Origin of the sequence: Burkholderia sp. LK4, assembly GCF_001043615.1 — a bacterium.
Taxonomy (GTDB): Bacteria; Pseudomonadota; Gammaproteobacteria; order Burkholderiales; family Burkholderiaceae; genus Burkholderia; species Burkholderia cepacia.
In genome coordinates this window covers 170691-185466 of sequence record NZ_LDUL01000047.1, presented here as the reverse complement: position 1 = coordinate 185466, position 14776 = coordinate 170691, and the positions used below count along the sequence as shown (strand labels likewise).

The window sequence follows — 14776 nt, the reverse complement described above, 5'->3', positions numbered from 1 at the left end:
GTGCGCATGCGCGCCGCGGCAACGCACTCACCTCGATTCGGGCGCTCGATCATGCACGGCACCTACAATCTTCCGCTCGTCCTGCTGTCGGTCGCGATCGCGACGCTGGCCTCCTATACGACACTCGACCTCGCCGCCTTCATTTCGCTGCTCGACAACCCGAAGCTCAGGCGCATGTGGCTGGGCGGCGGCGCGGCGGCGATGGGGACGGGCATCTGGTCGATGCATTTCGTCGGCATGCTCGCGTTTTCACTGCCGATTCCGCTCGGCTACGCGTTGCCGGATACGGGCGCGTCGCTGGCGATTGCCGTGCTCGTGTCGTACTTCGCGCTGTATGTCGTCACGCGCGCGCGGCTGGGTTGGCGGCGGCTGCTCGCGGGCGGCGTGCTGATGGGCGGCGGGATCGCCGGCATGCATTACGCGGGGATGGCCGCGATGCGCATGGTGCCCGGGATTCGCTACGATGCCGTGCTGTTCGCCGCGTCGATCGGCATCGCGGTGATCGCGTCGACCGCCGCGTTGTGGATCGCGCAGGCGCTGCGCGCGCGGCAGGCGAGCCATGCGACCGCCCGGCGCGTCGGCGCGGCCGTCGTCATGGGCGTCGCGATCACCGGCATGCACTACACGGCGATGGCGGCCGCGCATTTCGCGCCGGACGCGCGATGCGGGGCCGCGAACGGGGTCGACACGCCGTGGCTCGCGACGACCGTCGCGCTGTTTACGACGGGAACCCTGGTCGTCACGCTGTTGCTCAGCCGGTTCGATGCGCGCACAACCTTCCTGCGCGGGATGACCGATACGCTCGAGCGGCTCGTGCGCTTGCGCACCGCCGAACTGGAGCGCGCGCTGCACCGCTACGAACAGACGACGGCAATGCTGCAGCGTACCCGCGAGAACATGGCGACCGAGATCGACGAACGCAAGGCCGCGCAGGCGCGGCTCGAACAGGAGAAGGAGGAGCAGCGGCGCCTGTTGCATGCGCTCGAGGAAACCCACGTGCAGCTGCTGCAGTCGGAAAAGCTCGCGTCGATCGGTCAGCTCGCGGCCGGTGTCGCGCACGAGATCAACAATCCGATCGGGTTCGTCAGCGCGAACCTCAATACGTTGAAGACGTGGGTGCGCAGCCTGCTCGACGTGATCGCCGCGCATGAAGCCGCGCTGCCGCAGCTCGACCCGGCCGCGCGCGATGCGCTGACGGCACTGGGCCGCTCGGCGGACCTCGACTACGTGCGCGGCGAGATCGCGACGCTGATCGACGAGTCGATCGACGGCGCGCTGCGCGTGCGGCGCATCGTGCAGGACCTGCGCGATTTCTCGCGTCCGGCCAGCGACGAGTGGAGCGTGGTCGATCTTCGCGCAGGGCTGGAAAGCACGCTCAACGTCGTCCACAACGAACTCAAGTACAAGGCCGAGATCGTGCGCGACTACGGCGACGTGCCGCTGGTCGAATGCCTGCCGTCGCAGTTGAACCAGGTCTTCATGAACCTGCTGGTGAACGCGGCGCAAGCGATTCCCGAGCGCGGCGTGATCACGATCCGCACGTCGAGCGACGGCGAGCAGGTGTCGATCGCGATCAGCGACACCGGCACGGGCATGACGCCCGACGTCGTCCGGCGGATCTTCGATCCGTTCTTCACGACGAAGCCGGTCGGGCAGGGCACGGGGCTCGGCTTGTCGGTGTCGCACGGGATCGTCGAGCGCCATCGCGGCACCATCGACGTGACGAGCGAGCCCGGGCGCGGCACGACGTTCTGCGTTCGGCTGCCGATCCGGCGGGCCGGTGGAAGCGTGAACCAAAGCACGAACGAGAACGCGGCCGTGGCGGAGGTTAGCGCCGGTCCAGCAGCGTATCGCTCAGGACACTGAACGCCGCGGCCGGCAGCTCGTGCAGATGCTCCACCACGCTGCTGACCGGATAGAACGCTTCGACCGAATCGTCGAGAATCCCGACGCCGATCAGTTCGACGCGCCGCTCGCGCAGCGCGTCGACGCGTGCGCGCAGGTCGGTGCGCAGGATCGCCGGGTTGCCGTCGCCGGTGGCCGGATAACCGTCCGACAGCACCATCAGGATCCGCCGCCGCGCACGCTGCGCCAGCAGCCGTTCGGCGGCCCAGCTCAACGCCTCGCCGTCGGGATTCTCGTGGCCGCATTCGATGCACGCGAGGCCGCTCGGGTTGTCGGAATCGAACCGCTTGTAGACGCGCAGGTCGAGCCGTTCGACGAAGCGGTTGTAGCCGAACGTGTCGCGGCCGGCGTCGATCCAGCGCTGGTAATGCGCGCGCATCGCGGCGTCTTCGACGGAGCTGTAGCCGAGCGCTTCGCACGCGAAGCCGAGCTGCATCAGCGCATCGCACAGCGCCGCCGCGCACAGCCGGGCGAGCTCGATCTTCCTGCCGGCCATCGACCCGCTGCAATCGATCAGCAGGCCGACGGCCGCGTCGCGCCCGGGCGCGGCACGCCGGACACGAAACGGCGTGCGGTAGCCGGGCGACGTGACGAGGCGGGCGAGCGCCATCCGGTCGAGTTCGCCGCGTTCCTGTTCGCGCTTCCAGCGCGTCTGCTCGTCCACTTTCAACGCGCGTTCGAGTCGCAGCTTGAGCGGCTCGGTCTGCGCGCGGGCCGAGCTTCGCAGGCGGTGCCAGCGCGCCGCGTCGCCCTTGCCGGTGAAGTCCGTCACCGTGTCGAATGCGGTGGTCAGCGGGACCGACAACAGCGGCCGATGGTCCGCGGACAGGCGGATCGTGCCGGGTGTCGCATCGCCCGGCGTCGGTGATGCCGTGGACGATTCCGTGTCGGCGATCGCGGCGGCGCCCGACTCGGCCGAAACCGGCGCACGCGCATCGTCCGGCGCGCCCGTTCCGTCCGAGTCGAATTCGGCGGCGATGCTGTCGCTGTCGATCGTGCTGCCCGGATCGGCCGTGAACATCATGTTGTTCGCACCGGCCGACGCCAGCGCGCGGACGCGCTCGACGATCCGGTGCGCGGCACGGATGCTGTCGGCCGTCGAAGCCGCGGCGCGTGCTTCGTCGACGAGATCGTCCGACGCGGCGAGCGTCGCGTCGAGCGACGGGATGCGCTCGACGGCGGATGGCGGTTCGTCCCACAGCGCACGTTCGATGCGCGATACGAGCCTGTCACGCCACGCCATTTGCGGCCATTTTCGAAGCGTGTCGGTGGCCGACGCCACCCGCATCCGCAGCAGGAACGGCTTCGCGCCGGGATAGTGTGCAACGAGGCAAGCGGCCGCGCGCCGGTCGTCGATCGCCTGCGCAATCGCGCGCACCGCGGGCGAAGCCAGCGCGGCAACGTCATCGATCGCGCCGAAGCGGACCCGCGCCGCATGGAGATCGACGAGGCCGACGATCGTATCGTCGTCGACGCCGCCCGCGAGCAGCGTGTCGGGCAGCACCAGCAGGTCGCGCTGCGCGAGCGGGCCGTGGCGCGCGAACCGTACCTCGATGTCGTGTCGTTGCGCGAGCGTGCGGGCCAGCCGGGTCAGGTGGAGCGAGCGCGCATCGTCGTCGCGGTCCATCGCGTCAGGCCCCGACGTCGATGTAGTGGCGAATGATGCTGCGGATCAGGTCGGCGTCTTCCGCGCCGACCTTCGCATAGATCGTCGGGCCGGCAGCCGCTTCGGGGTCGCCGGTGCGCAGCATCAGGTCGGCCCAGTCGATCAGGCGCCGCGTCGAGAACGCGCTGGCCAGATCCTCGCGGACGAACGCGGCGCGGCAGTCCGCCGCGATCGCCGCGAGCGTGCCGGCCATCGCCTCGGTCATGGCCGCGCCGAACGTGCGCTGCAGCACGCGCGCCTCGTCGGACGGCGGCAGGTAGTCGAGGCGATACACGCGCCAGCGGTCGAGAAACGCCTCGTTCATCACGTTGGCGCCCTGGTAAAGATGGCGGAACTGCCCCATCGCGCCCGCCGCATTGGCGGTCGCGAACAGCCGGAACGACGGATGCGGGACGACGATCTCGTTGCCTTTCTCCTTGAGCAACAGGCGTCCGGCCGGTTCGAGCACGGCGGTGAGCACCGCGAGGATGGCCGGTTCCGCGAAGTCGATCTCGTCGACGATGAGCCACAGCCCCTCGCGCATCGCGGTCGGCAGCACGCCGTCGACCCAGCGGGTCTCGCCGCCCTTGACGGTCCAGAACCCGACGAAGTCGCCGACCGTCGTCTGCCCGTTCATGTTCGAGCGCAGCACGCCGTGGCCGGCCAGCGCGGCGGCTTGCTCGATGAGGCTCGTCTTGCCGGTGCCGGTGTGGCCGATCAACAGGATGCGCCGGTTCTCGACGATGTCTTCCAGCACGTCCGTCGCGCGCGCGGTGAACAGGTAGGCGGGGTTCCGTGGCGGCACGAGCGGCCCGCCCGGGCCGCGCGGCATCGGCACGCCGCCCACCTGCACGACGTGCGCCGCATCGCCGGTGGCCGCCGGTCGCGATGCGTGCGCGTGCCGGAGGTCCTGCATGAACCGGTCGCGATGCGCGGGGGCCGCATGGTCGCCCGTTTCGCGCCGGACGAAACCTTCCTGGATCCACTTGTGCAGCTTCGCATCGAGGTTGTCCGCATCGACGACCGTATCGACCGACGTGCTGCCGTCGGGACGATGATGCTGGATGCGGTACATGTGCGCGCGTTCGGAGCGGCTGACGGTCCATTGGCCGGCGGACGGGTCCGCCAGTTGCCGATAGACGCCGAGCACCGACGCGGCGGAGGGAGTGGGGTCAGCGGGTGCGTTCATGGTGGCGAGCGAGAGTGGGCGGCCGGCGCTTCATGCCTTCGATGCATCGCGACGATTGTATATTTTTGCCGCGAAGTGCGACATTCGCGTGGGAATCGTTTCGTTTCCTTTCGTTTCGATGCGGCGCGGTGCGTAGCAGGCGGCGCGTCGGCCTGCCGTCATCAAGGGATGGCCAGGTGTAACGCGCCGCAGCATGATCGTTCGGCACCCTCGCCACGGAATCGAACCGCTTTTATCGTCCCGATCCGTCTGCAATGCCGCGACGTGTCGCAGTCCGTCGGCAACCTCCATGCGCGTCATCGTCGCTCGACCCCTCGCCTGACGCCGACCTCCCGGGGCGTGCGACGAAGCCAATCCGTCACGTCGGATCGTGGGCCTTCACGCCTTGATCAACAGGGTGGAATTTCAGTACCGTAGCAGGCTTGATCGCCAGGCTCCCATCGCGCCTCCTTGAGTCGCCTGGTGTGTGACATCCAACCATGCGCCGGTCGTCGACTCCGGCGAAGGAGTGTTGAACGTGACGGTGACAGGAACGGACGAGCGGGTGATCCGACGTGCCAGCGCGCTGGATGCGCCGGCCGTCCTGGAGATCTTCGATGACGTGATTGCGTGGTTCGTCGACATCGGCAACGACGGGCAATGGGGCCGCGAGCCCTGGTCGACGCAACCGAAGCGGATTGCGCTCGTGACGGAAGCCTGTGCGCTGCCCGACGCGTGGGTGGCGGAATCGCCCGACGGCCGCATCCTGGGCGCATTGATCCTGGGCGAATCGATGCCCTACGTGCCGCCCGCGACCGAGCCGGAAATCTACGTGAGGGTGCTGGTTGCGTCGCGCGATGCGCGGGCGCGTGGTGTCGGCCGGCGGCTCATGGCCTTTGCGGATGAGCGCGCCCGGGCTGCCGGCGTGGCGCGCTTGCGGGTGGATTGTTATGGGGGCGGGACCGGCGCACTGGTGCGCTTCTACGAGTCTTGCGGGTATGAGCGGCTGTCGACCTTCGACGTGGACGGGTGGCCGGGACAGTTGTTGGGGCGCAATTTGTGACGGTGCGGGTCAGCCGCTTCGCATGCGACGCATCAGCCGACGCTCGATGCGCCGCCCGTGAAAACGCTGCGGTACCGGCCGGCGGTGTAGCATTGCCGAATCCGTCACGTGGTGTTCGCCCGTTTCCGCGCGGCGTGATGTGGACGGGTGGTCGATTCCGCTTTGCAGCCGCCCCGCGGTTTCCAGTGTGATGGCGGTTTGAACGCGCGTGCCGGTTGGCCGGGCAGGCCGGCACGGCGCCTGTCGAGTCGGGCGCTTGTGCCAACCGTTCCGTCAGCCGGAAACGGCCGGTGGTGCGACAGACGCCAAGTGGGCCGACGAGCCGGGATGCGCGGGCGTCTCGTTCACACCATGCGCAACCGGCAGCGCAACCCGCACATAAACAAACGCCCGCCGCTCGCGATCGGGCAACACCTGCGGCCCGTAGCTGATCGTGACCGTGCCGTCGCGGAGCTCGCCCGCCTGCGCGAAACGCCAGGCGCCGGGGTCGCTGTCGAGGAGGAATTCGGCGCGTGCATACGCGAGCGGTTCGAACCGCTCGGGAATCGCGACCGGGCGCCCGTCGAGCTTGTCGAGCAACGCTTCGGCCACGTCGAAGCCGTAGCCGTCGCGCACGATGTCGCAGATGAAGCTGCCGGCGATGCGCGGATTCAGTTCGATCACGTGCGGCACGCCGTCGTGCACGATGCAGTCCAGGTGCACCGGCCCCCACGTCAGCCCGGCGGCCGCCGTTGCGCGCGTACCGACGTCGATCAGCGCGCGCAGCGTCGGCGTGTCGAGATCGAGTTCGGACGTATAGCCGCGTTCGAGAAAGCCGGCGCCATGCCGCTTCAGCTTGCGCATCGCGCCGACATAGCGCCCGTCGAAATACTCGACGCAGTATTCGCTGCCGCCCAGGAATTCCTCGATCACGATGCGCTCGGTCGCAAGCGCCTGTGCATCGGCTCGAACGGCGGCTCGAGCGGCGGCGAGTGCGTCGAGTTGAGCGCGCACGTCGGCGATGTCCTCGCAGCGCCGCACGCCGTCGCTCGCCGAGCCTTCCGACGGCTTGACGACGACCGGGAAACGCAGCGGAGCGGCCGCGGCGGCGAGTGCCGCCCGCGCGGCCAGCGTGCCCGTGACGAATTGCGCAGCCGGGATGCCGTGCGCGGCGAGCAGTGCCTTCTGGTTCGACTTCGACACCGCGTGCGCGACGTGGCGCGCATCGGGGCCGGGCAGGCCGAGCGCGTCGGCGACCCACGCGGCGGTGCGCGCATAGGTGTCGTGCGCGGTCGTCACGCGCAGCGTGTCGATCTCGTCCGGATAGCGCGCGCGCAGCCAGCCGGCGAGCAGCGCGGCATCGGGTTCGAGATGGATCGTCTCGACGCCGTCCGGAAAGACGCCGTCCAGACTGTGACCGGGCGCGGTGATGACGGTCACGGCCACCTGGCGGGCGAGCGCGCCGCGCACGAGCGCGAGGCTGCTGCCGGTGGCGCGTGCGCCGATCACGATGAGTCGCTTCATGCTGGATCCTTGATCGGTGAAGAAGGGGGGCGTCGCGCGCCGGCTAACGTGCACGCCGGCGCAGGCGCTGTGCCTCGAGGCGCGGCAGCAGATGCTGGACGACGCGCGGGAGCGTGTAGATCGGCAACTGCGCGCACGTGAACACGAGCGCCATGGTGGGCGTCGCGGCGAGCCCGAGCGCGGCCCACATCAGACCGACGTTGCGATTGGCGACGATCAGCGCGACATTGAGCCGTGTGCGGACGTCGCCGGGCGTGAGCCCGTACGCGATGATCTGGAAGCCCGCGTTGACGGCGAACGCGAGTGCGATGGCCGTCAACGCGCGGTGCGGCGCGTCGATGATCGATTGCTGCATGCCGGCCATCGTGCCGAGCGCGAACACCAGCAGCGCGGCGACGACGGTCGCATCGATCGGCGTCGCGTAGCGGTCGAGCCGGGAACCCGCGAACCGCCGCACGAGCAGCGCAACGCCCTCGGCGCTGCCGATCAGCAGCGCGAGCCGCAATGCGAGATTCAACGGCGAGATCGACACGGCCGCGTCGTGGCTGAACCAGGCCGTCAGCAGCGGCGCGGTGAGCGGGACGAACACCATCGATGCGAGGGTCGCGACGAGCGCGACGCTGGCGTCGAGCGACAGCATCCGCGCGATCGTCGACGTGCCGCTCGACGGCGGCGCGCAGTACGCGATCACGAGCGCGACGACCCAGTCGTACGGCATGCCGGCGAGCCGCGCGGCGATGCCGAGTGCGACCGGGCACGCGATCATCGTCGCGGCGGGCAGCAGCAGCGACACGGCCGGCCGCCGCGCGACCGCGCGCACGGCGCTCGGCTCGACGCGCAGCAGCGTGCCGAGCACGAACAGGAACACGGTGACGGGCATCAGCGGCCGCGCGAGGTCCGCGAGCGGCGGCACCAGCAGCCCGAGGCCGACGCCGCTCGCGAGCACCGTCGGGCCGCGCCGCACCAGCGCGGCAATCAGCGTGCGCACGAGGGCGCCTCGGGGCGGTGGTGAGCGGCGGCGAAGCCGGGGCAGGCGGCGGATGGCATGCGGTTTCCTCGAAAGGGGGCGGGCCGGTACGGGATATCCGTCAGGCTATTCCTGATTATTGGCGAAGTAAAATGATATAAACTGAATCGGTAACAAGAGATAGTGATATGAACATTCCTCTGCTCGAAACCTTCCGGGCCGTCGTTCAGGAAGGCAGCGCGCTGCGCGCGGCCGAACGGCTCGGCTGCACGCAGTCGAACGTCACCGCGCGCCTGCGCCAGCTCGAGGAGTCGCTCGACGCGCCGCTGTTCGACCGGCACGGCAAGCGGCTGGTGCTGAACGACGCGGGGCGCCGGCTGATTCCGTATTGCGACCGCATCCTGCGCCTCGTCGACGAAGCGACGCAGGTGGTGCGCGAGACGCCGGTCGCGCGCAGCTTCCGGCTCGGCTCGATGGAAAGCACGGCGGCCACGCGGCTGCCGGCGCTCGTCGCCGCGTTGAAGGCGCACGATCCGGCGCTCGGCCTCACGGTGCAGATCGGCAGCGAGCCGGATCTGGCCGACGCGCTGCTGCGCGGCCGGATCGACGCCGCACTGACCGCGCGCGCGGTCGTCCGGCCCGGGTTGCGCTACGAGCCGGCGTTCGCCGAGGAGATGGTGCTGGTGAGCGCCGCCACCGTCACGCGCCGGCAGGTACTGGCCGACAACACGGTGCGGCTGCTCGCGTTTCACGACGGCTGCCCGTATCGCGCGGTGGCGGAGCATTGGCTGAAGGCGCGCGGCATCGCGATCGGGTCGGTGGCGTCGTTCGGCACGTTCGGCGCGATCCTCGGCTGCGTGGCGGCCGGCATGGGCGTCGCGATCCTGCCGAAGCGGATCACGACCGAGCATGTGGCGCGCAAGGAGCTGCGGACGCACGCGTTCGACGATCTCGACAACGTGACGACCTATCTCGTCACGCCCGAAGAAGCGCCCGCGCAGCCCGAGCTCGACGCATTGCGCGCGGTGCTCGGCCGGCAGGCGGGTGCGCTGCTAGCGCGTTAGCGAAGTACAACCCTGGCGCACGGCACGGCACGGCACGGCACGGCACCGCACCGCACCGCACCGCATGCGCGGCGCCGATCGCACCACGTGGAGACACTAGGCCGACTCGACCGCCCGTTCGTCCGCGAAGAAATCGGCCTCGATCTCGCGGATGCGCCGGCAATCCTCGAGCAGGCGCTCGAACGTCGGGCTGTAGAGGCCGACCGTGCCGAGCGCCGTCTGCAGGTCGGTTGTCACGCGCAGCGTGTCGCCCACCTTGGCCCATTGCTTGAGCCCGACGAATGACGGCAGCGCCTGGATCGCCTGCCAGGTGAAGTCCTGCCGGAGCACGCCGTTGCGCGACGACAGCAGCAGCACGTGCCCGCAGTAACCGCGGAAATCGGTCGGCGCGGCGGCTTCGCCGAACAGCCGCTCCGGATGCAGCACGGCCTCGACGGCGGCCGATACATGGTTCTCGCCGCTGACCGCGCTCGTCAGCCGCGGATCGAGGCTGCCGTGCAGCCGCGCGTTCAGCTCGACGATCGTCGGGCCGTCCGCCGTATCGAACAGTTCGAGATGGGTCGGCCCGAAGCGGACTTCCAGCGCGTCGAGCACGTCGGCCGCGTAGTCGAGCAGCGGCGCGTAACGCGGGTCGGCGTGATTCAACACGAGCATCTTGTCGAGCCTTGGTGCATGCGTGCGGTCGCGGTGCACTTCCCACAGGCTGACCACCCGATGGCGGCCTTCGAAGGACACCGAATCGACGATGTATTCCTGTCCCTCCGAATAGCTCTGGATCACGATGTCGTCGTTCGGCTGGTTGTAGAGCGAGCGGGTGGCGAGCACGTCGCGTGCGGCGGCCTCGACCTGGTCGAGTGTCCGGCAGATCTTCACGCCGGCGACGCCCGCGCTGCGGGCCGGCTTCACCACGAGCGGCAGCCTGCCGTGCGCGCGCGCCCATTCGAGCGTGGCGTCGACCGACGTGCTGTGGAAGTGGGCCGGTGCGCGCAGGCCGGCCTGGCGGATGCGCTCGTTCATCGCGTACTTGTCGCGGCGCGCGGCCGAGGTCGCGAGCGGATTGCGGTACGGCACGTCGAGCCGCTCGGCCAGCGTGTCGGCCAGTTCCAGCGCGGCGTCGAGGCCGTGCAGCACCGCGCCGATCCGCAGGTCGGCCAGCTGCGCGAGCGTCGCGTCGAGGTCGCCGCGATGCTGGACCTGGCGGATGTAGTCGGACGGGACGAACTGGTTCCGGTAGATCTCCGGCAGGTCGGGGTCGCTGATCACGTGCGCGCAACGGATGCCGTAGGCGCGAAACGCGGGTGCCAGATAGGCGGCTGTCGACGCGCCGTCGACGATCAGGACGGTATCGATGAAGCGATGCGGCATGGATTCCTCGCTGGGCTGTGGGATCGGTTGAAGGAGGCGGCCGGTGCGGGCTCAGGCTCGCGGGCCGGGTTCGGGCGCATCGCCGGGCCAGCGTGCGGCCAGCACGATGCAGACGGCCACGAGCGCGGCCGCGACGGCGAATGCGCGTGAAGCGCCGGCCACGATCGCGGCGCCCTGGCCCGCGACCAGCGCGCCGAGCGCCGCGACGCCAACCGCTGCGCCCACCTGGCGCGCGGTATTGAGGATCGCCGACGCGGTGGCCGAGCGGCCGGCCTCGACGCTGCCGAGCAGCGTCGACGTCAGCGCGGGAATCGCGATGCCACCGCCGATCGCCATTGCCGCGAGCCCCGGCGCGAGCAGCGCATACGGGGTATGCGCGCCGAGCGTCCGCCAGAGCCACACGTAGCCCGCGAGCGATACCACGAGCCCGACGATGACGGTCGCACGGAATCCGTGGCGCACGACGAGGCGCGCGCTCGCGATGTTGGCGAGCATGATGATCGTGAGCGGCGCGAGTGCGAGCCCCGACTCGGTCGCGGTGAAGCCGCGCGCATTCTGGAAATAGAGGCTCAGCGAGAAAATCAGCCCGTAGAACGCGGCATTCGTGATCGCGCCGATCGCGAGCACGCCCGGCACGCGCGCAATCCGGAAGAACGCGAGCGGCACCATCGGCGCGGCCACACGGCGCTCGATCGCGACGAACAGCGCGCCGAGCACGACCGATGCGGCCAGCGCACCGGCCGCATACGGGTCGCCCGGCCCCTGCGCGCCGGCCCGGATGATCCCGCCCGTCAGCAGCGCGAGCACGAGCACCGCGACGATCTGGCCGGCCGGATCGAACAGCCGCGTGCGGGCGGCGGCCGAGTCCCGCACATGGCGCACCGTGAGCCACAACCCGGCCGCGCAGATCGGCAGGTTGATGAAGAAGATCGCACGCCAGCCGAGCGAATCGATCAGCAGCCCGCCGAGCGTCGGCCCGGCCGCGCTGATCGCGCCGCCGGTCGCGCTCCACCACGCGACGGCCTTTACGCGCGCGGCGGCATCGTTCGCGCACGCATGTGTGATGAGCGCGAGCGACGTGGGCAGGATCATCGCGGCGCCGACGCCCTGCGCGACCCGCGCGGCGATCAGCGCGGCCAGCGACGGCGCGAGCGCGCAGCCTAGCGATGCCAGCAGGAACAGCGCGAGGCCGTACGCGAACAGCCGGCGGCTGCCGAAGCGGTCGGCCAGCGTGCCGGACGTCAGCAGCAGCGCGGCGAACGACAGCGTGTACGCATCGACGATCCACTGCAGCCCGTGGACGCTCGATCCGAATGAATGGCCGAGGCTCGGAATCGCGACGTTGACGACGGTCACGTCGAGCTGAACGATCGCGAAGCCGAGGCTCGCGGCCGCGACGGTCGGAAAGATCGCGCGCAGCGACGTGCGATGCGGCGGTGCGACGGCGGCCGGCGCGCCGCCGAGCGCCGGGGCGCGATCGCTCATTGCGGCCTCCGTACCGCGTGGCGCGCAAGGCAGTACGCGGGCAGGGTCACGTCGTGACCGGACGAACGGCGCAGCAGGCGGAATCGGGTCATCGGGCAGAGTTCCGTAGGGCGGAGGAAGGGCGCCGGCTGCCGATCGACGGCCGGCCGCATCGTCGAATCCGACAGAAAACTAGCATCGACCTGCTAACGAATACAAATAATAACCAGCGATTTTTTAACCACCTTTCGTGTTAAGGCGTGATGCGATCGACGCCGCCTGACGCCGCCGGGATTGCTGAACTTATATCGAAAATTTTTGTTTGCAATCGATTTAATATCATTTCGCAATGCAATGAGGCTCTCCTAGTCTTGTCGAGCGCTGCGCCCCGAGGACGGCAACGCGCAGCGGCGGTGCCATGCCGCTCTTCGAACCCCGATCTTTATACGAGAGACCTATGACCTATCTCGCAGATGAACGTATCGTCTTGACGGCAGCGGAGTCCGGTCACATCCGGAAGACGCTCGGCGCACTGGCCTACGATCCGGCCGGCGGCGCGGGCTACATCAGCGCGGTGCGCAAGCTTGCCTACAACGCGTTTCCCGACCGGATCGTCGACGCGTTCGATCGCGCGAAGGCGCCGACCGCCGACGCGCACGGCTCGATCGAGATCGACAACCTGCCGATCGACGACGACGTGAAGGGCAGCCCGAGGTTCGAGGAGACCGGCCGCTCGTTCAAGGCCGGCGTGTTGAGCGAGAACGTGCTGGTCGCCCTGAGCACGCTGGCCGGCGAGCCGTATTCGATCGCGCACGAAGGCCGCGAGCTCGTGAACAACCTCACGCCGCACAAGACGACCGCACGCGACTACACGGGCCTCGGCTCCGAGGTCGAGCTCGATTTCCATATCGAGAACGCCGCGCAGGCGCACATGCCGGAAGGCGACACGTCGCCGTTCGCGTTGCTGCTTCTCGGCGTGCGCAGCGAAGCCGGCGGCGGCCCGTACACGCGGCTCGCCGACGCGCGCCGCGCGCTGCAGCTGCTGTCGCCGGATGACATCGCGCAACTCTACGGCGAGCACTACATCATCCGCGTGCCGTACCGGTGGCGCGGCGCGGCGCCGACGCCGCGCGACAACACCGACCTGAGCGCGGTGCTGTCGGGCCCGCTCGACGCGCCGCGCGTGACGGTCGCGTTCTATCCGGACATGGTGCTGGCGGTCAATGCGCGCGCGCAGGAGGCGCTGGCCAACCTGTATCGCGCGGTGCGCGAAGTGTCGTTCGGCGTGCAGGTACAGCCCGGCAAGCTGGTGCTGATCAACAACCATTTCACGCTGCATTCGCGCGACCGTTTCGATCCGCAATACGACGAGAACGACCGGGCATTCCGCTGGGTGCAGCGCGTGTTCGTCGCGCGCAGCCTGTGGAACTTCCGCGCGTTCACGCCATTGCAGGCGCGGGTCTTCGATCCGAAGGCGCTGTATGCGGGCGACGCGCATGCAACGCGCCCGTCGCCGGTCGCGCAACCGGCGCCGCAACGCGCGGCCGCCGCAGAACTCGAGGCGGCGCCCGCGTGAGCGGGCCGGGAACGCCGGGAGGAGAAGGGCGGCGAACGGGCGGTGAGCATCGTTCGGCGCCGCCCGCGTTCGGCACACGCTTCGAAAAACATCAAGGAATCCGGAAGACATGAGAAGAACAGCATTTCCCGCAGCACGCATCGCTCGCACGCTGGCCGCCGTCCTGATCGGCGGCAGCGTCGCCGCGCAGGCCGCGACGTTCGACCTGAGCCCCGAGCAGCCGGGCCGGCAGCGCGGCACCGTGAACCCGGCGGTCGAACAGGCATTGCCGGCCGGCTACCGGTTTGCCGAAGCGGGCACGTTGACGATCGGCATCGCGCCGAACCTGCCGCCGCTCAGCACCTATGCGACCGATGCGCGAACGGTCGTCGGCTTCGATCCCGATCTCGCCCAGCTCGTCGCCGACAGCCTCGGCCGCAAGCTGAAGATCGTGCCGCTCTCGTGGGCCGACTGGCCGCTTGCGCTGCAGTCCGGCAAGGTCGATGCGGTGATCTCGAACGTGACGGTGACCGAACAGCGCAAGGAGAAATTCGACTTCTCGACCTACCGGAAGGATCAGCTCGGCTTCTACGTGAAGAACGGCAGCCGGATCGCGTCGATTCGCGAGCCGAAGGACGTTGCCGGGCTGCGCGTCGTGACCGATTCGGGCACGAACCAGGAGAAGATCCTGCTCGAATGGAACCGGCAGAACGTCGCGCGCGGCCTCGCGCCGGTCGAGATCCAGTACTACGCGGATGCGGCGGAGCGCTGGGTCGCGCTGCAGTCGGGGCGCGTCGACACGATCTTCAGCGTGAACTCGATGCTCGCGTACCAGGCGTCGCTGCGCGGCGACGCGAAGCTGATCGGCACCGTGAGCGGCGGCTGGCCGCGCACCGCGGACATCGCGATCACGACGCGCAAGGGCAGCGGCCTCGCCGATCCGCTGACGGTCGCGATCAATGCGCTGATCGCGAACGGCAGCTACCGGAAGGTGCTCGGCCGCTGGAGTCTCGACGCCGAAGCGATCGACCGGTCGCAGACCAATCCGCCGGGGCTGCCGCGCACCTGAACCGCCCG

12 protein-coding genes are annotated in these 14776 nt (G+C 69.4%); 5 read left to right on the top strand and 7 right to left on the bottom strand.

Annotation, left to right across the window (positions count from 1 at the left end; translation table 11 throughout):
* Positions 1–51: 51 nt before the first annotated feature.
* Positions 52–1866: a histidine kinase gene (locus VK92_RS24310; RefSeq protein ID WP_048027282.1), complete on the top strand. Its 1815-nt coding sequence runs from the start codon at positions 52–54 to the stop codon at positions 1864–1866.
* On the opposite strand, the gene VK92_RS24305 is transcribed toward VK92_RS24310, so the two are convergent.
* From VK92_RS24305 to VK92_RS42010, 3 genes are read right to left on the bottom strand one after another with little or no spacing between them, the layout of a single operon-like run.
* Positions 1829–3532 carry a cobaltochelatase CobT-related protein gene (locus tag VK92_RS24305; RefSeq protein ID WP_048027281.1) on the bottom strand — a complete coding sequence of 568 codons (1704 nt, stop codon included), beginning with the start codon at positions 3530–3532 and terminating at the stop codon, positions 1829–1831. The two genes, VK92_RS24310 and VK92_RS24305, sit on opposite strands and share 38 nt — an antisense overlap.
* Before the next feature lie 4 nt (positions 3533–3536).
* Complete coding sequence (locus VK92_RS24300) at positions 3537–4739, bottom strand: ATP-binding protein (protein ID WP_048027279.1); 1203 nt, start codon at positions 4737–4739, stop codon at positions 3537–3539.
* 30 nt (positions 4740–4769) lie between these two features.
* Positions 4770–5030 (bottom strand): hypothetical protein, encoded by a 261-nt coding sequence (locus VK92_RS42010; protein ID WP_131723224.1) that lies wholly within the window; start codon positions 5028–5030, stop codon positions 4770–4772.
* 175 nt (positions 5031–5205) lie between these two features.
* On the opposite strand from VK92_RS42010, the gene VK92_RS24295 reads away from it, so the two are divergent.
* Positions 5206–5781 carry a GNAT family N-acetyltransferase gene (locus tag VK92_RS24295; RefSeq protein WP_226233673.1) on the top strand — a complete coding sequence of 192 codons (576 nt, stop codon included), beginning with the start codon at positions 5206–5208 and terminating at the stop codon, positions 5779–5781.
* Between the two features lie 273 nt (positions 5782–6054).
* On the opposite strand, the gene VK92_RS24290 is transcribed toward VK92_RS24295, so the two are convergent.
* Together VK92_RS24290 and VK92_RS24285 are read right to left on the bottom strand one after the other, a co-directional pair.
* On the bottom strand, positions 6055–7284 hold the full coding sequence (locus VK92_RS24290) for an ATP-grasp domain-containing protein (RefSeq protein WP_081070064.1): 1230 nt from the start codon (positions 7282–7284) through the stop codon (positions 6055–6057).
* Positions 7285–7327: 43 nt separating this feature from the next.
* A complete protein-coding gene (locus VK92_RS24285; protein ID WP_048027277.1) occupies positions 7328–8272 on the bottom strand; it encodes a hypothetical protein in 945 nt (314 codons plus the stop codon).
* A 167-nt stretch (positions 8273–8439) separates the two neighbouring features.
* Between VK92_RS24285 and VK92_RS24280 the strand changes: the two genes are divergently transcribed.
* Positions 8440–9315 carry a LysR family transcriptional regulator gene (locus tag VK92_RS24280; RefSeq protein WP_048027276.1) on the top strand — a complete coding sequence of 292 codons (876 nt, stop codon included), beginning with the start codon at positions 8440–8442 and terminating at the stop codon, positions 9313–9315.
* 96 nt (positions 9316–9411) lie between these two features.
* On the opposite strand, the gene VK92_RS24275 is transcribed toward VK92_RS24280, so the two are convergent.
* Positions 9412–10680 (bottom strand): ATP-grasp domain-containing protein, encoded by a 1269-nt coding sequence (locus tag VK92_RS24275; protein WP_027792737.1) that lies wholly within the window; start codon positions 10678–10680, stop codon positions 9412–9414.
* Positions 10681–10731: 51 nt separating this feature from the next.
* Entirely contained in the window at positions 10732–12165 is a 1434-nt protein-coding gene (locus tag VK92_RS24270) for an MFS transporter (RefSeq protein WP_048027274.1), read from the bottom strand.
* 436 nt (positions 12166–12601) lie between these two features.
* Between VK92_RS24270 and VK92_RS24265 the strand changes: the two genes are divergently transcribed.
* Together VK92_RS24265 and VK92_RS24260 are read left to right on the top strand one after the other, a co-directional pair.
* The gene (locus VK92_RS24265; RefSeq protein WP_048027273.1) at positions 12602–13720 is read left to right on the top strand and encodes a TauD/TfdA family dioxygenase; all 1119 of its coding nucleotides are present in this window, start codon (positions 12602–12604) and stop codon (positions 13718–13720) included.
* 109 nt (positions 13721–13829) lie between these two features.
* On the top strand, positions 13830–14768 hold the full coding sequence (locus tag VK92_RS24260; RefSeq protein ID WP_048027270.1) for an ABC transporter substrate-binding protein: 939 nt from the start codon (positions 13830–13832) through the stop codon (positions 14766–14768).
* Positions 14769–14776 lie beyond the last annotated feature (8 nt).